The 18,825-nt window shown below is 67.5% G+C and carries 19 protein-coding genes and 1 tRNA gene; 12 read left to right on the forward strand and 8 right to left on the reverse strand.

What is annotated here, in order from left to right:
- The first annotated feature begins 54 nt into the window (after positions 1-54).
- Positions 55-1,338 (forward strand): GNAT family N-acetyltransferase, encoded by a 1,284-nt coding sequence (locus C0R46_RS17090; protein ID WP_102960879.1) that lies wholly within the window; start codon positions 55-57, stop codon positions 1,336-1,338.
- Positions 1,339-1,381: 43 nt separating this feature from the next.
- Here the strand turns inward: C0R46_RS17090 and C0R46_RS17095 are convergent, their stop codons facing one another.
- The 4 genes from C0R46_RS17095 to C0R46_RS17110 form a co-directional block, all read right to left on the reverse strand.
- Entirely contained in the window at positions 1,382-3,694 is a 2,313-nt protein-coding gene (locus tag C0R46_RS17095) for a xanthine dehydrogenase family protein molybdopterin-binding subunit (protein ID WP_102960880.1), read from the reverse strand.
- Positions 3,691-4,677, reverse strand: coding sequence for an FAD binding domain-containing protein (locus tag C0R46_RS17100; RefSeq protein WP_102960881.1), 987 nt, complete (start codon positions 4,675-4,677; stop codon positions 3,691-3,693). Before C0R46_RS17100 ends, C0R46_RS17095 begins: the two co-directional genes overlap by 4 nt.
- Positions 4,674-5,180, reverse strand: coding sequence for a (2Fe-2S)-binding protein (locus C0R46_RS17105; protein WP_102960882.1), 507 nt, complete (start codon positions 5,178-5,180; stop codon positions 4,674-4,676). Before C0R46_RS17105 ends, C0R46_RS17100 begins: the two co-directional genes overlap by 4 nt.
- Before the next feature lie 70 nt (positions 5,181-5,250).
- The gene (locus tag C0R46_RS17110) at positions 5,251-5,682 is read right to left on the reverse strand and encodes a MarR family winged helix-turn-helix transcriptional regulator (RefSeq protein WP_102960883.1); all 432 of its coding nucleotides are present in this window, start codon (positions 5,680-5,682) and stop codon (positions 5,251-5,253) included.
- 484 nt (positions 5,683-6,166) lie between these two features.
- On the opposite strand from C0R46_RS17110, the gene C0R46_RS17115 reads away from it, so the two are divergent.
- The gene (locus C0R46_RS17115) at positions 6,167-7,213 is read left to right on the forward strand and encodes a cytochrome-c peroxidase (RefSeq protein WP_198598394.1); all 1,047 of its coding nucleotides are present in this window, start codon (positions 6,167-6,169) and stop codon (positions 7,211-7,213) included.
- Between the two features lie 233 nt (positions 7,214-7,446).
- Here C0R46_RS17115 and C0R46_RS17120 read toward each other — a convergent pair.
- Positions 7,447-7,530, reverse strand: a tRNA-Leu gene (locus tag C0R46_RS17120).
- 358 nt (positions 7,531-7,888) lie between these two features.
- On the opposite strand from C0R46_RS17120, the gene C0R46_RS17125 reads away from it, so the two are divergent.
- Positions 7,889-8,422, forward strand: coding sequence for a disulfide bond formation protein B (locus tag C0R46_RS17125; protein ID WP_102960885.1), 534 nt, complete (start codon positions 7,889-7,891; stop codon positions 8,420-8,422).
- A 32-nt stretch (positions 8,423-8,454) separates the two neighbouring features.
- Here the strand turns inward: C0R46_RS17125 and C0R46_RS17130 are convergent, their stop codons facing one another.
- A complete protein-coding gene (locus C0R46_RS17130; RefSeq protein ID WP_102960886.1) occupies positions 8,455-9,015 on the reverse strand; it encodes an HNH endonuclease in 561 nt (186 codons plus the stop codon).
- A gap of 273 nt (positions 9,016-9,288) precedes the next feature.
- A complete protein-coding gene (locus tag C0R46_RS17135) occupies positions 9,289-9,948 on the reverse strand; it encodes a DNA-3-methyladenine glycosylase family protein (RefSeq protein WP_102960887.1) in 660 nt (219 codons plus the stop codon).
- A gap of 48 nt (positions 9,949-9,996) precedes the next feature.
- Here C0R46_RS17135 and gluQRS point away from each other — a divergent pair, with 48 nt between their 5' ends.
- The 9 genes from gluQRS (at position 9,997) to C0R46_RS17180 (ending at position 17,465) form a co-directional block, all read left to right on the forward strand.
- The gene (gene gluQRS / locus C0R46_RS17140) at positions 9,997-10,953 is read left to right on the forward strand and encodes a tRNA glutamyl-Q(34) synthetase GluQRS (protein WP_102960888.1); all 957 of its coding nucleotides are present in this window, start codon (positions 9,997-9,999) and stop codon (positions 10,951-10,953) included.
- Positions 10,954-11,034: 81 nt separating this feature from the next.
- Positions 11,035-11,964: a DMT family transporter gene (locus C0R46_RS17145; protein ID WP_245413644.1), complete on the forward strand. Its 930-nt coding sequence runs from the start codon at positions 11,035-11,037 to the stop codon at positions 11,962-11,964.
- Positions 11,965-11,999: 35 nt separating this feature from the next.
- Positions 12,000-12,188, forward strand: coding sequence for a twin transmembrane helix small protein (locus C0R46_RS17150; RefSeq protein WP_102960889.1), 189 nt, complete (start codon positions 12,000-12,002; stop codon positions 12,186-12,188).
- 121 nt (positions 12,189-12,309) lie between these two features.
- Positions 12,310-12,882: a cob(I)yrinic acid a,c-diamide adenosyltransferase gene (locus C0R46_RS17155; protein WP_102960890.1), complete on the forward strand. Its 573-nt coding sequence runs from the start codon at positions 12,310-12,312 to the stop codon at positions 12,880-12,882.
- Positions 12,883-12,889: 7 nt separating this feature from the next.
- A complete protein-coding gene (locus tag C0R46_RS17160; protein WP_102960891.1) occupies positions 12,890-13,612 on the forward strand; it encodes a rhomboid family intramembrane serine protease in 723 nt (240 codons plus the stop codon).
- Positions 13,613-13,762: 150 nt separating this feature from the next.
- Positions 13,763-14,512, forward strand: a complete 750-nt coding sequence (locus C0R46_RS17165) for an electron transfer flavoprotein subunit beta/FixA family protein (protein ID WP_102960892.1) — start codon at positions 13,763-13,765, stop codon at positions 14,510-14,512.
- A 101-nt stretch (positions 14,513-14,613) separates the two neighbouring features.
- Positions 14,614-15,543, forward strand: coding sequence for an electron transfer flavoprotein subunit alpha/FixB family protein (locus C0R46_RS17170; RefSeq protein ID WP_102960893.1), 930 nt, complete (start codon positions 14,614-14,616; stop codon positions 15,541-15,543).
- A 149-nt stretch (positions 15,544-15,692) separates the two neighbouring features.
- The gene (locus tag C0R46_RS17175) at positions 15,693-16,574 is read left to right on the forward strand and encodes a 3-hydroxybutyryl-CoA dehydrogenase (protein ID WP_102960894.1); all 882 of its coding nucleotides are present in this window, start codon (positions 15,693-15,695) and stop codon (positions 16,572-16,574) included.
- A gap of 141 nt (positions 16,575-16,715) precedes the next feature.
- Positions 16,716-17,465 (forward strand): ZIP family metal transporter, encoded by a 750-nt coding sequence (locus tag C0R46_RS17180; RefSeq protein ID WP_102960895.1) that lies wholly within the window; start codon positions 16,716-16,718, stop codon positions 17,463-17,465.
- Positions 17,466-17,606: 141 nt separating this feature from the next.
- Here the strand turns inward: C0R46_RS17180 and C0R46_RS17185 are convergent, their stop codons facing one another.
- On the reverse strand, positions 17,607-18,731 hold the full coding sequence (locus C0R46_RS17185) for a GGDEF domain-containing protein (RefSeq protein WP_102960896.1): 1,125 nt from the start codon (positions 18,729-18,731) through the stop codon (positions 17,607-17,609).
- Between the last annotated feature and the right edge of the window lie 94 nt (positions 18,732-18,825).

The raw sequence follows: 18,825 nt of genomic DNA on the forward strand, positions 1-18,825 counted from the left end.
ACGAGGCGGGGTCGCTCCATGTCGATATCGCCCGGCCGGGCTTTGGAGAGAGCGATGGCGAAGCTCAATCTGGACGAGGTGTCAGCCTCTGCCGGCACTGGTGCGCAGCGCTCGCCGCAGCCGTCGCTGCGCCCGCTCGACACGCCGGATGTCAATGTCGCGACAGCGACGGGCGACGGGCGGCGGCGCTTTTCCATCTATTCGCCGATGGCGGCCTTCGATCTCGTCGATGAACTCGACTTCCTAACGCGCCGCTCGATCGACCAGAACGTCTTTTTCTCCCCGCAATTCCTCGTGCCTGCCATGCCGCGCCTCGACGAGCGAAAGGTGCGGCTGATGGTGATCCGCGACGAAGCGGCGGCGCGTAGCCGCCTGCGGCTGCTGATGCCGTTTTCCATCGAGCGCTCGGGGCTGATCGGCGGACCGTCGGCGATCCGCGCCTGGACGCATCCCTTTGGTCCGCTCGGCACCATCCTGGTCGATGCGGACGATCCGGACGGCACGCTTGCCAGCCTGTTCGAGACATTGGCGCGGCCTGACCTGCGCATGCCCGACGTGCTGATCCTGCCGGACCTCAGGGTCGGCGAGCCGATGGCGGACGCGCTGCTGCGGGTCGCCGCGGCAAACGGCCTGCCAGTCGTCAGGACTGCGGCGACCGATCGTGCGGCGATGGTGAAGGGCCCTGACGCCGCCACCTATCTCGACCGCGCACTGTCGCCCAAGCGCCGCCGCGATGCCGCCCGGCAGCGGCGGATACTGGAGCGGCGAGGCGAGGTGACCTTCGAGATCGCGCGCGAGCCGGATGCTGTGCGGCACGCGCTGGAGGAGTTCCTGGTCCTCGAGGCCAGCGGCTGGAAGGGCGAGGTCCGCAGCGCCCTCGTCATGGACCGTTATCGTTCCGCCTTCACGCGCGAGGCGGTGAACGCCTTGGCGGAGAAGGATCGCACCCGCATCTTCACCCTGCGCGCGGGCGGCCAACCGGTCGCCAGCCTGGTCGCCTTCGTTCTCGGCGGCGAGGCCTTCGCCTGGAAGACCGGTTATGACGAGAACTTCGCCGCGGCCTCGCCAGGCCTGCAGCTGATGCTGCACGTGACCGAGGCGCTGATCGCCGATCCGGACGTTGCCCGAGCCGATTCCTGCACCGTTCCCGACCACACGCTGATGAACCGCGTCTGGAAGGAGCGGATCGACATCGCGACCTATGTGGTCGGCCTGTCGCCCGATGCAGGCGCCCGTGTCGAGGCCGCGGCCAAGGGTGTCACGGCGATGAAGCGCTCGCGCAACCTCGCCCGGCTGATGCGCGAGCGGCTGCAGTCGATCCGCATCAAGCGGCGCTGAACTCTTTCGCCTCCTCGGACGCTCCGACTTCGATGAGACGTGCCTAGAGCAGCTTGTCCAGCGTGATCGGCAGCTCCCGGATGCGTTTGCCGGTCGCGTTGAAGACCGCATTGGCGATGGCCGCCGCGACGCCGGTGATGCCGATCTCGCCGATGCCGCGTGCCCCGAGCGGCGAGCGCGGATCCGGGATGCCGGTCCAGATCACCTCGATGTCCGGCACATCGAGATGCGACGGCACGTGATAGTCGGCGAGCGTGGCGTTCATGATGCGGCCGCTGCGCTCATCGAACAGCGTTTCCTCGGTGAGAGCGAGGCCGATCCCCATGATCATGCCGCCCTTGAACTGGCTCGCCGCGGTCTTCGGGTTGAGGATGGTACCGCAGTCGAACGATCCGAGCAGCCGGTCGATCCGCACTTCGCCCGTCACGTCGCTGACGCGCAGCTCGCAAAAGACCGCCGACGAGCTGTTCATCGCGAATTTCAGCATTTCGAGCGGAGCGCTGCCCGCCGCGGTGATGCTGACCTCGTCGCGTTGCGCGCGATCCAGAATCGAGCGGTAGCTCTCGTGCCGCCAGGGCTCCTCGAGGCTGGCGACGCCCTGGTCGGTGAGGCGCACATCGCCCGTCCGCAGTCCGGCGACGGGGCTGTCATTGCCGGCGAGGCGCAACAGCTCGCCGGTCAGCTTGTCGGTGGCGGCAAGGATCGCCCCTGCGATTGAAGCCGTCTGCGATGAGCCGCCGGCCATGGCCGATGCCGGAAGCGAGGAGTCGCCCATCTCGAAGGTGATCATGTCGACCGGCAGGCCGAGGCGGTCGGCCGCATGCTGGACCTGCACGGTCGAGGTCCCCATGCCCATTTCCTGCGCCGAGCAGGCGACGATCGCCGACCCGTCGCGCTTCAGCGTGATCCGGACGTTGGTCGACGGCATCCTGGCATAAGGGAACGATCCCGTCGCGCAGCCCATGCCGATACGCCATTCGCCGTCACGGCGGGTGCCGGGCTCCGCGGACCGGTGCTCCCAGCCGAAGCGCCTGGCGCCTTCCGCATAGGCCGTTATCAAGGCGCGCTGCGAGAAGGGCGCGCCGGAGATCGGATGGCGCTCCGGCTCGTTGCGGCGCCGGAGCTCGATGGGATCGATGCCCATCTGGTGCGCCAACTCGTCGACGGCGCTTTCCAGCGCGAAGGTCCCGACCGACTCGCCCGGCGCCCGCATATAGGTGTTGGGCACGATGTCGAGGTCGACATGATGCTGCACGATCTCGACGCTCTTGGCGCTGTAGAGTGCGCGCGCCGAGGAGGTGTACTGCTCCGGGCAGGCGCCATAGGGCAGCATGATCGAGTAGCCGGTGTGCACCAGCGCGGTGAAACGCCCCTCCGTGTTGGCGCCGATCGCGACGCGCTGCTCCGTCGGCGTGCGTCCGCCGATGATGCGATAGACGCCCTCGCGGCTCAGCATCAGGCGCAGCGGACGGCCGGTCAGCCGGGCCGCCGCGATCGCCAGGATCTGGTGATCCCAGAGGCCCTTGCCGCCGAAGCCGCCGCCGACGAAGGGCGACAGGACGCGCACCTGCTCCTTCTTCAGACCGAAGACCTTGGCGAGCGCGCCGGCGCTCGGCGCGATCATCTGCGTGGCGTCGTGCACGATGAGCGAGCCGTCCTGCCAGGCGACGGTCACCGCATGCAGCTCGATGGCATTGTGGTTGTGGCCCGGTGTCCGGTAGACCGCGTCGACGCGGTGTGCGGCCTGCGTCAGTTCGCGCTCGGCATTGCCGACGGTGACGTGGTTCTTGTCGATGAGCACGGATGCCGGCGTACGCGCCCGCGCCTTGGCATCCTCGAAATGCGTCTTGGCCGGAACGGTGTCGTAGTCGATCTCGATCAGCGCGGCGGCATGATCCGCCTGCTCCTGGGTCTCGGCGACGACCACTGCGACCACCTGCCCGTTGTAGCGGACATTCTCGTCCTGCAGGATCGGCAGGCTGCTGTTGCCGACGGCAGAGAGGTCGGTGATGCTGATGAGCGCCAGCGGGCTGATGCGCGGCATGTTCCGGTGCGTCATCACGAGTATCACCCCGGGCGCAGCCTCTGCAGCCTGCGTCTCGAGCCGGGCGATCCGCGCGCGCGTCACGGGGCTGTGCACGAAGGCGGCATAGGACAGGCCTTCCATTGGCACCTCAGCGGCAAAGCGCGCCTGCCCCGATACCTTCTGCGGCCCGTCCAGCCGGGACGCCTGCCGCCCGATCGCGGCGCTGCGGCCGATCAGCGGGTCCGGTGTCCCGCCCGGCAGCCACTGCGCCGGGACCCAGCCGAGCACCGTCTTGACGGACTCGACGACGACGTTCTGAACCCTTGTCATCGGCGATCTCCCGAAAGCTCGGTGAGGACGGCTGCCAGCGTGCGCTGCGCCAGGTCGATCTTGAAGCCGTTGCCGGAGAGCGGCACGGCGTCGGCGAGTTCTGTGGCGGCGGCCGCCATGAAGGCGCTCTCAGTCGCCGGCTGCCCGCGCAGAGCCGCTTCGGCGCGAAGAGCGCGCCAGGGTTTGGGCGCCACACCGCCGAAGCCGATGCGAACGTCCTCGACGACGCCGTCGCGGAGCGTCAGCCCGGCCGCGACGGAGACGAGGGCGAAGGCATAGCTCGCCCGATCGCGCACCTTGCGATAGGTCGAGTTCGCGGCGACGGCCGACGGCGGAATCTCGATCGCGGTGATGATCTCGCTCGGCTCCAGCACCGTCTCAATGTCCGGACGCTCCCCCGGCAGGCGATGGAAATCGCCGAGCGCAATGATGCGCGTGCCGCTGGCGCTGGAGACGTGAATGCGAGCGTCGAGCGCGGCAAGGGCCACGCTCATGTCCGACGGGTTCGTCGCCACGCAGTGCGGCGAGGCGCCGAGGATCGCATGGTAGCGGTTGAAGCCGCCGCGTGCGTCGCAGCCGCTGCCGGGTGCGCGCTTGTTGCAGCGCGAGCCGGCCGCATCGTTGAAATAGACGCAGCGGGTGCGCTGCATCAGGTTGCCGCCGACCGTCGCCATGTTGCGGATCTGCGCCGAGGCGCCGGCGAGGATCGCCCGCGACAGCAGGGGATAGCGGGAGCGCACCAGCGGATGCGCCGCGACGGCGCTGTTGCGCGCGGCCGCGCCGATCATCAGGCCGCCGTCATCGCTCTCCTCGATGCTGGACGACAGGGCGGTGACGTCGACCAGGTCCGAGACCTGCTCGACGCCCTTGCGCATGAGGTCGATGAGGTTGGTGCCCCCACCGAGCAGGCGGGCGCCTGGCGCACCTGCCAGATGGATGGCCTCGTCCGCGGACGAGGCGCGATGATAGGCGAGGGGGATCATGCCGCGCGCTCCGTTGCCACCTGCATTATGGCTTCGACGATGCCGTTATGCGCACCGCAGCGGCAGAGATTGCCGCTCATCCGTTCGCGGATTTCCTGTGCCGTCAGCGTCGCGCGTTCAGCCGCGAGGTCGGCCGTGACGTAGCTCGGCATGCCGCGCTCGATCTCCTGCAGCATCGCTGTCGCTGCGCAGATCTGGCCCGGCGTGCAGTAGCCGCACTGGAAGCCGTCATGCTCGATGAAGGCGACCTGCAAAGGGTTCAGCGCGCCATCGGCGGAAAGGCCCTCGATCGTGGTGACGGATCGGCCGTCGGCCTGCGCCGCCAGCGTCAGGCAGGACAGGACGCGCTCGCCGTCGATAATCACGGTGCAGGCGCCGCAGGCGCCCTGATTGCAGCCGACCTTGGTGCCGGTGAGATGCAGGTGCTCGCGCAGGAAATCGAGCAACGAGACGCGCGCGTCCCCCGGCGCCTGCACCTCGGCGCCATTGATCCGTATCGCCATCCGGTTCGTCCTCTATCGCTTCATCAGAACCCGTTAGGTTAGAAGCGATATATAACGAAGTTCGTATAATTCAATCTTCGTTATATGCGATCTTCGCGATCATGCTGATGAAGCTGTCGCGTTCGGCGGGCGAAAGCCGCTGGAGCATGAACCGATAGAGGTCACGGTGTGCTTCCTCATAGGCCGCCAGATGCGCCGTCCCGGCATCCGACAGGCCGAGGGCGACGGCGCGGCGGTCCCCCTCGACACGCCGACGCTCCAGCAACCCACGTTTGGCGAGCCGGTCCGTCGCCGAGGAGATGGTCGTCACGGGTACCGCGAGGAAGCGAGCGACGTCGGTCGGGCCGCAGGCGGGATGATCACGGACATACAGCAAGGTCTGGGTGTCGACCTCGTTCAGCGGCTTGTCCGCCCGCACAGCGTCAGCCAGCTTGAAGCGGCGCACGAAGGTGTCGAGCGCAGCGCCGAGGGTCTCAATCTGGTCGTCCGTGGGCGTCGTCATGCCGCCACATAACGCAACCCGCCAAGGTTCGGCCAGAGATTGCCCGCCTCAGTCGGTTCAGGCGGCGGCGGCGCGGTGCAAGCTATGGAAGGCGGCTCGGCCGACCGCGGCCGTCCTGCTGCCCGGTCGGTGCTCATCGGCACCTCCAACGACGCGACGAGACTGACCGGGGCCACAGCGCGAGCTCGCGCGCGCTCCTGAGGGAAACGCAGCCTGGAATCACTCCAAAAAAGGAGGCTCGCCCCGCCATCCTTTGACGTGGATCAACCATTCGTGAGCCCGCTTGCTGTCCAAATCAGTCGTCTTGCGGCGCCGCAGAAGCCCGGTGCTGCGTCAGCTGAGGAGAAGTCGGATGCGCTCGTTCTGGGTCAAACATCGTGCCGGAGCGTCTTCGGGAGTTCTCCTGGCATTGCTTGCGCTGCAGGCACCGGGTGCCTTGGCGCAGACCGCCTCGAGCGACGCGGCAGTGGCCTCCGCGGCCAGCATGTCGGCGGAGGAGGTCGACCAGCTGCGCGCCGCTGCCAATGAAGCCTTTGCCGTGGTCCCGTCCTCGGTCCCGCATGTGAAGGGCAATGCCGCGACGCGCGACAAGGTGGAGCTTGGCCGGATGCTGTGGTTCGATCCGCGCCTCTCGGCGAGCGGCATCCTCAACTGCAACTCCTGCCACAACCTCGCGGCCGGCGGCACGGATAATCTGGAGACGTCGATCGGCCACGGCTGGCAGAAGGGGCCGCGCAACTCGCCGACCGTCTTCAATTCGATCTTCAACGTCGCGCAGTTCTGGGACGGCCGTGCCGAGGATCTGAAGTCGCAGGCCAAGGGTCCGATCCAGGCCTCCGTCGAGATGGCCGCGACGCCCGAGCACGTCATCGGCGTCTTGAAGAGCATCCCGACCTATCAGGATCGCTTCCGCACCGCCTTCCCCGGCGAGGCGGACGCCGTGACCTTCGACAACGTCGCCAAAGCCATCGAAGCCTTCGAGACGACCCTCATCACCCCGGGCGCGCGGTTCGACCAGTTCCTGGAAGGCAATGTCGCGGTCCTGAACGACCAGGAGAAGGAGGGTCTGAAGCTCTTCATGGATACCGGCTGCGTCGCCTGCCACAGCGGAGTCAATCTCGGCGGCCAGGACTATTATCCGTTCGGCGTGGTGGAACGCCCCGGCAGCGACATCCTGCCGCCTGAGGATAAAGGCCGCTTCGCCGTCACCAAGACAGCGAGCGACGAATATGTCTTCCGAGCCGTGCCGCTGCGCAATGTCGAGCTGACGGCCCCCTACTTCCACAGCGGCAAGGTCTGGAACCTCGAGCAGGCGGTTGCGGTGATGGGCGTCGCGCAGCTCGGTGCGGAGCTTACGCAGGACCAGACCCGGTCAATTGCCGCCTTCCTGCGCACCTTGACGGGCGAGCCGCCGCGGGTCGAGCTGCCGATCCTGCCGCCGAGCACCGCGGAGACGCCGCGCCCCGAGCCGCTGGTGAAGAACTCGCTCGATCAAGGGGATGCGGTCAAGACGCAGAACAGCGTACGCTGAGGGCCTGATCCTCTCCCCGAAAGAGGAGCAGGACAGCAGCGTCGCTCATCGTGCAGGCCGGTCGAGGGTCGATCTTTTCGAGCATGGGAGCTCGGCCTTCGGATCGGCCTGCACGAGCCTTCGGTCGAGAGGGGCAGTGGTGAGCGCCTATAATCCGTCCTCGGCTGCCAGAATTGCTCTGGCAGCCAGCGCGATCCCGGCTGCATCGTTCAGCCGTAGCGGCGCAAGGCTGATGGTGCGGGCGGTCGGACTCGAACCGACATGGATTGCTCCGGCGGATTTTGAGTCCGCTGCGTCTACCATTTCGCCACGCCCGCACGGCAGCGCCGCTGCCCTGCGCGGGCAGGCGGCTGGCTGCCGATCCTATACGGCACCTCCGCGGCGAAGGCCACATCGATATACGGTGGAAAAGCCAGCACGACCTCGCTGAAGCCGGCCCAAAGCCGCGCAGCCCATCGACGGGCAGGTCGTCGCGCCGACACTGTCCCGCTGCGGTCGTATGGCGTCGGCTCATGGCGCGGATAGCTCACTGCAACCTTAGCGCAGGCGAAACCCGCATTCGATTCTGTGCGGGAGTCGGAGCTTCCACGAAATCCGCACTGTTGCGGTGCGGCCGGCCCTGATATGGCCGCGTCGTTGCGATGCACTGCGGCAGCCGACACGAGGTTCGCGGATATGAGCACCACTGAAAGGCTGACCCGTCCGAGCGGACCGCGGCAGTTGACGGCCGCGATCGTCCTGGCCCTCGGCATTGGGGCAAGCGTCGGCACGGCGCTCCTCTTCGAGCATGTCGGCGGCTACATCCCCTGCGCGCTCTGCCTGCAGGAGCGCATCCCCTATTACGCAGCGGTGCCGCTGGCGGTCGTGACGGCTGTCCTAGCAACACGGCCGCGCGCCGGCGCCCTGACGCGGGCGCTGCTGGTCCTGATCGGACTGGTGATGCTTTATTCGCTCTCTCTCGGCATCTACCATGCCGGTGTCGAATGGAGCTTCTGGGCGGGACCCACCGACTGCGCGCAGTCCGGCGGCGCCGACCTGACCGGCGATCTCCTCTCGGCCATCGACGCGGTGCAGCCGCCGTCCTGCAGCGAGGCGGCCGGCCGCTTCCTCGGCCTGTCCTTCGCAGGCTGGAACGCGCTGGGCTCGGCGCTCTTCGCCGCGATTGCCTTTGTTGCCGCCTTCGGCCGCAGCGGTCGCGCCAGCGCCTGAGCCGACCCTGGCAGCTTGGCGGAGTCGGGGGCCTATTCGGGGTCCAGCTCCGAGTCCCAATAGAGATAGTCGAGCCAGCTCTCGTGCAGATAGTTGGGCGGGAACATCCGGCCGTTGTTGTGCAGGTCGTGCACGGTTGGCTGGTAGGGCTTCTGATGCGGATGCATCCCCGCCGCCTTCGGCATCAGCCCGCCCTTGCGCAGATTGCAGGGCGAGCAGGCGGCAACGACGTTCTCCCAGGTGGTCAGACCGCCGCGCGAGCGCGGGATGACATGGTCGAAGGTCAGCTCGTGCGGCGAGCCGCAATACTGGCACTGGAAGCGGTCGCGCAGGAAGACGTTGAAGCGGGTGAAGGCGGGATGGCGCGCCGGCTTGACGTAGGACTTCAGGCACACGACCGAGGGCAGCCGCATCGAATAGGTCGGGCTGCGCACCGCGCGGTCGTATTCGGCCAGGATCGTCACGCGGTCGAGGAACACCGCCTTGATCGCATCCTGCCAGGACCAGAGTGACAGCGGGTAGTAGCTCAAAGGGCGGAAGTCAGCATTCAGCACGAGCGCCGGGGACAGGTCCTGGGTCACTGCGATCGTCAAAGGCAGCCTCCTCGCTCGCCGCCGCGCCGCCGCTCGGATCCGAGCGAAGACGTGGCAGGTCCCGAATACACTCCCGGTGCATCGCGATCGGCGATGCCGCCGTACCCGCCGAATCAGGCTGTCGCTGCCAAAACGACTTGGCCTGTTCTTTCAGGCAACTATCGTGCTCCATCATGTCGCCTTTGTGAAGCCTGGGGCCGGTTTCACACAGGTTGCTGCGACCCAACGTCACCAGGGCGCGGCAACTTGTCCGCTACAGGGAGGCGACTTGGATCAGCCTGCCGGCTCAACCGGCATCGCGTCGCGCCGGGTGATCGCGCGATAGTAGGCCCAGAACAGCCGGGCGGCGGTGACCCGGTGCGGCGCCCAGCCTTGTGCCGCCGCTGCCACCGCCTTCTCCTTCGGCCGCGCCGGAAGGTCGAAGGCATGGCCGACCGCGACCTGCAGGGCGAGATCGCCGGCGGGGAAGACGTCGGGATGGCCGGCGGAGAACAGGAGAAAGCATTCAGCCGTCCACCGGCCGATGCCGGGGATGACCGACAGTTCGGCCACTGCAACCTCCGGTTCGGCCGCCGCGATCCGCGTCAGATCGAGACGACCGGCAACGATGGCGTCAGCCACGGCCCGCAGCGTCACGATCTTGGCGCGCGACAGACCGGCGCGGCGCAGGGCTTCGTCCGTAGCCGCCAAGACCGCCGCGGCATCGTCGATCGCAACCTCGGCGCAGAGCCGGCCGAAGATGGCATCGGCGCTCGCCCGCGAGACCTGCTGCCCGATGATCGTCCCGGCGAGACCGCGCAGGCCCCTGGCGTTGCGCCGAAGCGGCAGGGGCCCGGCGATCTCTGCCACCCGCTGAAGGCGAGGGTCGAGCCGGAGGAGGGCGGCGAGTGCCGCCGTCACATCCGCATCCGTCTCGATCGTGCCGCTCCGCATGGTGTTGCCCTATAATCCGCCCTCGAGCGGGTGGCGAGAGGAGCAAGAATGCAGGACGAGACGCCGCCGGTCTTCCGCTTCGCACCGAGCCCGAATGGCGAGCTGCATCTGGGCCATGCCCTTTCGGCCCTCCTGAACCATGCCATGGCGCGCCGGGCCGGTGGTCGATTCCTCCTGCGCATCGAGGACATCGATCGCGAGCGCTGCACGCCGGCCTTCGAGCGCCAGATCATCGAGGATCTTCATTGGCTGGGAATCGACTGGGACGAGGCGCCGCGCCGCCAGTCCGAACATTTCGACGATTATGCCGCCGCGCTGGACGCCTTGGGCGATGCGGGACTGCTCTACCCCGCCTTCCTGTCGCGCGGCGAGATCCGCGCCGAGGCCTCGCGACGCTCGGAGATGAGCGGCCGGTCCTGGCCCGCCGATCCAGACGGTGCGCCTATCTATCCAGGGTCGGATCGCGAGCTGCCGGAGGAGGAGCGGCGGGCGCTGATCGCCACCGGGGCGCCTTTCGCTTGGCGCCTCGACATGAGCGCCGCGACGGCTGGCCTGCCGCCGCTGCCCTTTGTCGAGACCGGCGGCTCCCCGGATGGGCGCCTCGGCACCTTCGCCGCCGACCCCGCTGCCTGGGGCGACGTCATCCTCGCCCGGCGCGACGTGCCGGCGAGCTACCATCTCGCCGTGACGATCGACGATGCGCTGCAGGGTGTGACGCATGTGGTGCGCGGCCGCGATCTCTTCGCGTCGACCTCGGTGCACCGGCTGTTGCAGGCGCTGCTCGGCCTACCGACGCCGGTCTATCACCATCACCGGCTCGTCCTGGCCGATGACGGACGCAAGCTGTCGAAGAGCGCGCGCGACACCTCGCTCCGGGCACTGCGCCAGGCTGGCCTGACGCCGGCCGACATCAGGCGCATGGTCGGGTTGGACGCGGCGGAGGCGCCGCCGGCGATGATGCCAGGTGCTGCGGGAGAGTGGACAGAGGCGGCCGCGACGGACTAAGCCGCAGGGGCCGCTCCCCTGAGGCGGCCTTCCGCCGGCGCCTCTCGGCAGCCGCGCCGCTCCTGACGGGGATCTCCTGCCGTGCCGAGACTGCTGCCGTTCTTTCCTGCCATCTTCGTCGTCCTGTGGTCCACCGGCTTCATCGGCGCGCGCTACGCCATGCCGCATGCCGAGCCGCTGACCTTCCTGGTGATGCGCTACGTCCTCGCTTTGGCCATCCTGGTGCTTCTCGCGCTGACCACTCGCGCACCCTGGCCGGCGCGAGGCCCGGCGCTGCATGCCATGCTTGCGGGCGTGCTGATCCACGGCGCCTATCTCGGCGGCGTCTTCCTGGCGATCCGGCACGGCCTCTCCGCCGGTATCACCGCGCTCGTGGTGGGGCTGCAGCCGATGCTGACGGCACTGTTTGCGGCCGGCTTCCTCAACGAGCCGATCCGGCCGCGCCAATGGCTGGGCCTCGCGCTCGGCCTTCTCGGCGTCGGCCTCGTCATCCTGCCGAAGCTCGGCACCGGCGCCGGCGGCTACAGCGCCGCGACGCTCTTGCCGGCGGGCGTCGCCGTCCTCGGCATCTCGATCGGCTCGATCTGGCAGAAGCGCTTCGTCGGTGGCGTCGATCTGCGGACCGGGACGGCGCTGCAGTATCTCGGTGCCCTGATCCCGACGCTCATCGGCGCGCTGCTGACGGAGACGATGGTGGTGGACTGGACCGGCGAGCTCGTCTTCGCCCTCGTCTGGCTCGTCTTCGTCCTCTCGATCGGCGCGATTTTCCTGATGCTGACGCTGATCCGGGAGGGCGCCGTCTCGTCCGTCGCATCTCTGATGTATCTTGTGCCCGGTGTCACCGCGATCATGGCCTACGGCCTTTTCGGTGAGGCGTTGAGTTTGATCCAGCTCGTGGGCCTGGTGATCGCAGGCGTCGGCGTTGCGGCTGCGACGCATCGGCGAAGGAGTGCGGCGCCGGTCCCGCGCGACATCGGCGGCCCTTCGCCTCGCGGCGCGGAAGGCGTATAGGGGCGGCGATCCCCACAATTCAGCGAACCGCGCTCATGTCGTCAGCCCTGACCTACCTTGCCCTTGCCGTCATGATCGCCGTTGCGGTCGTGCTGCTGCTCGGCCTCGTCAATATGATGCGTGGCGGTCCCGCCAGCACATCGCAGAAGCTGATGCGGATGCGCGTTCTTCTGCAGGCGATTGCCGTGATCATCATCGTCGGCGTGCTGCTGCTCGCCCGTTGAGCTGCGCCGCGAAGAGGTCGCTCGCACGGCTTCCGCCGCGCGCCGGATCGACTATGGTGGCGCCGTCATCAAGACGGCCGACGGCTCTTGACGGCGTCTCATCGGGTGAGAAGGGCGGCGCATGGTCCGGCTGAACCGTATCTATACGCGCACAGGCGATGCCGGCACGACGGGCTTGGGCACCGGCGAGCGACGGGCGAAATGCGACGGGCGCATCGAGGCGATCGGCACGGTGGACGAGCTGAACGCCGCCGTTGGGCTCGCGCGCCTGCATGCGAGCGCCGAGCTCGATGCCAGCCTCGCCCGTATCCAGAACGAGCTCTTCGATCTCGGTGCCGAGCTGGCAACGCCGGAAACCGACGAGCCGCCGGCTTTCGAGCGGCTGACCTTGATACCGGGACAGGTGGAGCGCCTCGAGACCGAGATCGATGCGATGAACGAGGCGCTGGAGCCGTTGCGCTCCTTCGTGCTGCCGGCGGGATCGCCCGCGGCGACCTACCTCCATCTCGCGCGGACCGTCGCGCGGCGCGCCGAGCGCGTCATGGTGGCGTTGGCTCGCCAGGACGGCGAGCGGGTGTCGGAGGTGGCGCTGCGCTACGTCAACCGTCTGTCCGACCACCTCTTCGTCGCCGCCCGCATCGCCAATGACAACGGGCGGAGCGACGTCCTCTGGGTGCCGGGCAAGAGCCGGTAGGCCGCCGATGGTCTTCATCCCCTTCTACGACGGCAACCGGCTGAAGCGTATCCGCTTCCAGTACGTCACGCTCGGGCTCATCGCCGCCGAGACGCTGATCTGGCTGTTCTTTGAAGCGACCGGCGAGACAGGCGCCTATCTCAGCGCTTTCGAGATCGTCTATGGCTTCATTCCGGCCGTTGCCAACGACTATGCGGTGCTGCCGGCCGACTATGCCAAGGTGCCGGCGGCGCTGACCTATGTCTCATACGCCTTTCTCCACCTCGATTTCTGGCACCTCCTGGGCAACATGCTGTTCCTCTGGGTGTTCGGCGACAATGTCGAGGACGCCTTCGGCCATGCCCGCTTCCTCCTGTTCTTTCTCCTCTGCGCCGCAGCCGGCGCGCTCTCGCACCAGTTCCTCATGCCGCGATCGGAAGCGACACTGCTTGGCGCATCTGCGGCGGTGTCCGGCGTCGTCGCGGCGTATCTGATGCTGCATCCGCGGGTGCGTGTCTGGGTGCTCGTCCTCGGGCGGCTGCCGCTGCGGCTGCCGGCCTGGCTGCTCTTGGCGTTCTGGATCGGTTTCCAGTTCACCATGCTGGCGCTGGGCGATGAGGAGGTCTCCTATGCGGCGCATGCCGGCGGGATCGTGGCCGGCGCGCTGCTGACGCTGGTGCTGCGGGGCAAGGGCGTGCCGCTCTTCGCCGATCCGGACGAGGCGGCCGGCGAGGCGGCGGCCGGGCCGTGACGCCGAGGCGGTGTCATCCACGCTTCAGGCTTTGACGGCGCCTGCAAAGCGCCTTATCGCCACCTGGTGATGATGCCCGCGATCGTAGCGCGGGCAGTGAAATGAGACGGCCGCGGCGGCTGCCGGGTGCAGGAACGGGAGCAGGGTTCGATGAAGGTGCTGGTCTGCGTCAAGCGCGTTGTGGACTACAACGTGAAGATCCGCGTGAAGGCGGACGGCACGGGTGTCGATCTTGCCAATGTGAAGATGAGCATGAACCCGTTCGACGAGATTGCCGTCGAGGAGGCCGTGCGGCTGAAGGAGGCCGGCACGGCAACCGAGGTGGTAGCGGTGTCGATCGGCGTCAGCCAAGCCCAGGAGACGCTCCGCACCGCGCTCGCCATGGGCGCCGACCGCGGAATTCTCGTAAAGGCCGAAGGCACGGTCGAGCCGCTGGCGGTTGCCAAGATCCTGAAGGGCGTGGTGGGGGCCGAGCAGCCCGACCTCGTCATCCTCGGCAAGCAGGCGATCGATGACGACTCCAACCAGACCGGCCAGATGCTGGCGGCGCTGCTTGGCTGGAGCCAGGGCACGTTTGCCAACAAGATCACCTTCGCCGACGGCGGCGCCACGGTGACGCGCGAGGTCGATGGCGGTCTGCAGACGGTTCAGCTGAAGCTGCCGGCCGTGGTGACCACGGATCTTCGCCTCAACGAGCCACGCTACGCCTCGCTGCCCAACATCATGAAGGCCAAGAAGAAGCCGCTGGAGGAGAAGAGCGCCGGCGACTTCGGCGTCGACCTGACGCCGCGGCTGCAGGTGGTGCGCACGGTCGAGCCGAAGCGCCGTGAGGCCGGCGTCCGGGTAGGCTCGGTGGACGAGCTGATCGGCAAGCTGAAGAACGAGGTCGGCATCATCTGAGCTCGGCCGGCGCCTCGCGCCGTGCTGCTCATGTGTCAACCGACAGGGCGGAGCGCCTTCGACCCGCTACCGCCGATGATCGAACGAACGGACCATACGCCATGACCACGCTTCTTCTTGCCGAACACGCCAATGGCGCCCTCAACGAGCAGACGGCGAAGGCGCTGAGCGCCGCAACGCAGCTCGGCGGCGACGTTCACGTCCTCGTCGCCGGCAGCAACGTTGCCGCGATCGCTGAGGCCGCCGCAAAGCTCGCCGGCGTCGCCAAGGTGCTGACCGCTGACGCGGAGGCCTATGCCCATGCTCTGGCCGAGCCGCTGGCGGCTCTCATCGTCAGTCTCGCCGGCAGCTATGATGCGCTGGTCGCGCCATCGACCACCACGGGCAAGAATGTCATGCCGCGCGTCGCCGCGCTGCTCGACGTCATGCAGATCTCCGACATCACTGCCGTCGAAGGGCCTGATACGTTCGAGCGGCCGATCTATGCGGGCAACGCGCTGCAGACGGTGAAGTCGACCGATCCCAAGCGGGTGATCACCGTGCGCACTGCGGCCTTTGCGGCAGCAGGCGAGGGCGGATCGGCGCCGATCGAGGCGGTCGCGGCCGCCGCCGATCCGGCGCTGTCGAGCTTTGTGGAAGCGCGGCTGGCCGAGAGCGAACGCCCCGAGCTCACCTCGGCGAAGATCATCGTCTCCGGCGGACGGGCGCTCGGCTCCAAGGAGAAGTTCGAGGAGGTGATGCTGCCGCTCGCCGACAAGCTTGGCGCGGCCATCGGCGCCTCGCGCGCTGCGGTGGACGCCGGCTACGCTCCCAACGACTGGCAGGTCGGCCAGACCGGCAAGGTTGTGGCGCCCGAGCTCTATGTCGCCTGCGGCATCTCCGGCGCCATCCAGCATCTCGCCGGCATGAAGGACTCCAAGGTCATCGTCGCCATCAACAAGGACGCCGAGGCACCGATCTTCCAGGTCGCCGATTACGGCCTCGTCGGCGACATCTTCACCGTTGTGCCGGAACTCGCTGCCAAGCTGTGAGGCATCGTCTCGGTCTTTGACCTGATCTCCTTCCGTCGTTAATGTTGCGGCGCAGCAAGGCGACTGGAGGAGCGTCGCCCGCGTCCGCACTCGGTTAGGGCCGGCTTGATCGGCTCGACCGACCGGGCGCCGCGGAGGAGGCGGTGAGGATGGACTTGCATTTCAGGACGATCGGCATCGTCGGCGCCGGACAGATGGGCGCCGGCATTGCGCATGTCGCCTCGCTGGCCGGCTTCGACGTCACCCTCTACGACCTCTCGCCCGAGCGCCTGACGAGTGGCCAGCAGCGGCTGGCAGGAACGCTCGACCGCCAGCTCCATTCCGGCAAGATCACAGAAGCCGACAAGGCTGCGGCGCTCGCCCGGGTGAAGACGGCGACCGACATTGGCGCGCTTTCGACCATGGATCTCGTGATCGAGGCGGCGACGGAAGACGAGAGCGTCAAGCGCCGGATCTTCGCCGATCTCTGCCCGGTGCTTAAGCCTGAGGCGGTGCTCGCCACCAATACCTCGTCGATCTCGATCACCCGGCTCGCCGCAGCAACGGACCGGCCGGAGCGCTTCATGGGCATCCACTTCATGAACCCGGTGCCGGTCATGAAGCTGGTCGAACTCGTGCGCGGCATCGCGACGGACGACGCGACCTTCGATGCGGCCAAGCGTTTTGTCGCATCGCTCGATAAGGCCGCGACCGTGTCGGAGGACTTTCCGGCCTTCATCGTCAACCGCATCCTGCTGCCGATGATCAACGAGGCGATCTACACCCTCTACGAAGGCGTCGGCTCGGTGGAGTCGATCGACACGGCGATGAAGCTCGGGGCCAATCACCCGATGGGGCCGCTGCAGCTTGCCGACTTCATCGGCCTCGATACCTGCCTGTCGATCATGCAGGTGCTGCATGACGGGCTCGCCGATTCGAAGTACCGGCCATGCCCGCTGCTGGTGAAATATGTCGAGGCCGGCTGGCTCGGCCGCAAGACCAATCGCGGCTTCTACGACTATCGCGGCGAGATGCCGGTGCCGACGCGGTAGCACCGCCGTTGGCCCTGGCCGCTCATGGGCCACGGCGAGGCGTCCTCCTCGGAACGATCTGCTCGGCAGGCGCTTGAAGCGAAGGTGGGTGTTACGTGAGCCGGCACGCCCGCTGCGACCGAGTGAAGAAGAAATCGTATCATGCCGATCTGGTTGGAAGCGGGCTTCTGGGGCTTGGCCGGCGCGTCGTCTCTCGTGATCGGTGCCGCGCTCGCCTATTTCGTCAAACTGCCGGTCAGAGTGATCACCGGCATCATGGCCTTCGGCTGCGGTGTCCTGATCTCGGCCGTCGCCTATGACCTCATCATGGAGGGCTTCCAGAGCGCCGGCATCGAGCCCATCATTCTTGGCGCGGTCTCCGGGTCCGTCGCCTATACGATCGCGAACTGGCTGGTCGCGCGCAGCGGCGGACATCACCGCAAGCGTTCGGGGGGGCAGCAGCAGAAGCAGGGTGAAGGCGGCGGCATGGCGATCGCCGTCGGATCCCTTCTCGACGGCATCCCTGAATCGGTGGTGCTCGGCGTCGGTCTTCTTGGCGGCGGTGGCATCAGCCTGCCGATGTTTGCGGCGATCTTCCTGTCCAATCTGCCCGAGGGCCTGTCGAGTGCTGCAGGCATGCTCAAGTCAGGGCGCAGCAAGACCTATGTCTTCGGATTGTGGGGAACCATCGCGGTCGTTTCAGGACTCGCGGCGCTGCTCGGAGCAGCCCTGCTCGGCGACGCGTCTCCGGCGCTTCTCGCCACGGTCAACGCGGTCGCTGCAGGCGCGCTTCTGACGATGGTCGCGGACACGATGATCCCCGAGGCCGTCGAAGGGGAGCGCGGCGGCACCGGCTTCCTGGTAGTTATCGGTCTCCTCGTCGCGTTCGCGCTTTCGCACAGCGGCGGGTGAAACAGGCCGGCGCTGACTCGGCCGTTCGATTTAGGTCGCCGGAAGGAACTGAAGCATCCGCCGACGAGGCGTCTCGATCTCCTGCGCCCCGCCATAGCCATGCGAGGCAGTAGGCGCAGCTGCAGTGCTCAAGTGTCCGGCTCAAGCCGAACGGCGGCTCTTGCGTGCGTACAAAGCCTTGTCCGCCGTCGCGAATGCCTCCTGGAACGCCATGCCGGCCCGGTGGTGCCAGACCACGCCGCCGATGCTGCAGGCCAGATGCAGCTTCTGGCGGCGCACGATCAGCGGACTGCTAGCGAGCGCTGCCTGGATTGATGCCGCCGCCGCATTGCAGTCGTCCTGCCCCGCATCGGGCAGGATGATGCAGAACTCGTCGCCGCCGAGCCGGGCGAGCCGCGCCTCGTCGTCCAGCTGTGCCCTGATCAGGCGGGCGAAGTGGATCAGGCATTCGTCGCCGGTGTCATGTCCGAAACGGTCGTTGATCTGCTTGAACTCGTTAAGGTCCAACGCGAGGACGCCGTGGCGTTCGGCTCGGCCGCAGGCATCCGAACTCAACCAACGTTCAAGACCGCGCCGGTTGAGAACGCCCGTCAGCGGATCGGTATCCGCCAGCGTCGCCAGCTCGTCGCGCAGATGATCGATGGTGGCGACCGTCAGCCCAAAGTTGAGGAGAAGGCCGCTGAAGATGACGCCGAGCATCGTCAGCGCGGCGGTTGCTGACCAATCTGGCACGGGGCCGGAGCTGGCGAGGATGACGAGGTTCATCCCGATGACGACGACATGGCCCGCGATGCCGACGGCAAGGCCGCTGCAGGCGATCACCGCGCCGATCGATCCGCGATCATGCCGGATGAGGGATGCCAGCATGGCGGCCATCGGCGCGATCTGGCTGACGGCATAGAGAAGTGCGATGAGCTCGTTGCTGGCGAACAGAGCGACCGTCAGCGCGGCGCAGGCAAGGCTTGCCGCCACCGGCAGGCCGGGCTCCGGCCGCTCGCCCTGGAAGCGCCGCAGGCCCATCCAGAACAGCCAGAAGCCGTAGACGATGAGCCCGTTGGCGAGTGCCGCGACATAGACGCCGTTCGCCCCGTACTGGAAGGGCAGCATCAACCCGCCGCCGGCCTGCACCAGGCAGGCGATGAACCAGGTGCGGGCACTGGCAAAGCCGCGATTCTGCCAGGCGATCGCGCCCCAGACCGCGGTCAGCGAGAGCGCCAGCGCGACGATGACGACGTAAAGGGTGAAGAAATCGAGCGACTGGTCCATGCGTGCCTGCGGCTTGGTGACGCGACACGCGTTTGCTCTACCGTTTCCCTGAAAGCATCGTGAACTTCGGCCTTAAGATCCTTCCTAACGCCAT

Origin of the sequence: Mangrovicella endophytica (assembly GCF_002893625.1) — a bacterium.
Lineage (GTDB): Bacteria > Pseudomonadota > Alphaproteobacteria > Rhizobiales > Rhizobiaceae > Mangrovicella > Mangrovicella endophytica.

What these genes read in the sequence shown, in the direction of transcription:
- C0R46_RS17105 (WP_102960882.1), bottom strand. Translation starts at nt 5,180, where the DNA reads ATGGCGATACGGATCAATGGCGCCGAGGTGCAGGCGCCGGGGGACGCG.
- C0R46_RS17170 (WP_102960893.1), top strand. Translation starts at nt 14,614, where the DNA reads ATGACCACGCTTCTTCTTGCCGAACACGCCAATGGCGCCCTCAACGAG.
- C0R46_RS17100 (WP_102960881.1), bottom strand. Translation starts at nt 4,677, where the DNA reads ATGATCCCCCTCGCCTATCATCGCGCCTCGTCCGCGGACGAGGCCATC.
- C0R46_RS17090 (WP_102960879.1), top strand. Translation starts at nt 55, where the DNA reads ATGGCGAAGCTCAATCTGGACGAGGTGTCAGCCTCTGCCGGCACTGGT.
- C0R46_RS17175 (WP_102960894.1), top strand. Translation starts at nt 15,693, where the DNA reads ATGGACTTGCATTTCAGGACGATCGGCATCGTCGGCGCCGGACAGATG.
- C0R46_RS17125 (WP_102960885.1), top strand. Translation starts at nt 7,889, where the DNA reads ATGAGCACCACTGAAAGGCTGACCCGTCCGAGCGGACCGCGGCAGTTG.
- C0R46_RS17135 (WP_102960887.1), bottom strand. Translation starts at nt 9,948, where the DNA reads ATGCGGAGCGGCACGATCGAGACGGATGCGGATGTGACGGCGGCACTC.
- C0R46_RS17150 (WP_102960889.1), top strand. Translation starts at nt 12,000, where the DNA reads ATGTCGTCAGCCCTGACCTACCTTGCCCTTGCCGTCATGATCGCCGTT.
- C0R46_RS17165 (WP_102960892.1), top strand. Translation starts at nt 13,763, where the DNA reads ATGAAGGTGCTGGTCTGCGTCAAGCGCGTTGTGGACTACAACGTGAAG.
- gluQRS (WP_102960888.1), top strand. Translation starts at nt 9,997, where the DNA reads ATGCAGGACGAGACGCCGCCGGTCTTCCGCTTCGCACCGAGCCCGAAT.
- C0R46_RS17185 (WP_102960896.1), bottom strand. Translation starts at nt 18,731, where the DNA reads ATGGACCAGTCGCTCGATTTCTTCACCCTTTACGTCGTCATCGTCGCG.
- C0R46_RS17095 (WP_102960880.1), bottom strand. Translation starts at nt 3,694, where the DNA reads ATGACAAGGGTTCAGAACGTCGTCGTCGAGTCCGTCAAGACGGTGCTC.
- C0R46_RS17180 (WP_102960895.1), top strand. Translation starts at nt 16,716, where the DNA reads ATGCCGATCTGGTTGGAAGCGGGCTTCTGGGGCTTGGCCGGCGCGTCG.
- C0R46_RS17115 (WP_198598394.1), top strand. Translation starts at nt 6,167, where the DNA reads ATGTCGGCGGAGGAGGTCGACCAGCTGCGCGCCGCTGCCAATGAAGCC.
- C0R46_RS17155 (WP_102960890.1), top strand. Translation starts at nt 12,310, where the DNA reads ATGGTCCGGCTGAACCGTATCTATACGCGCACAGGCGATGCCGGCACG.
- C0R46_RS17160 (WP_102960891.1), top strand. Translation starts at nt 12,890, where the DNA reads ATGGTCTTCATCCCCTTCTACGACGGCAACCGGCTGAAGCGTATCCGC.
- C0R46_RS17110 (WP_102960883.1), bottom strand. Translation starts at nt 5,682, where the DNA reads ATGACGACGCCCACGGACGACCAGATTGAGACCCTCGGCGCTGCGCTC.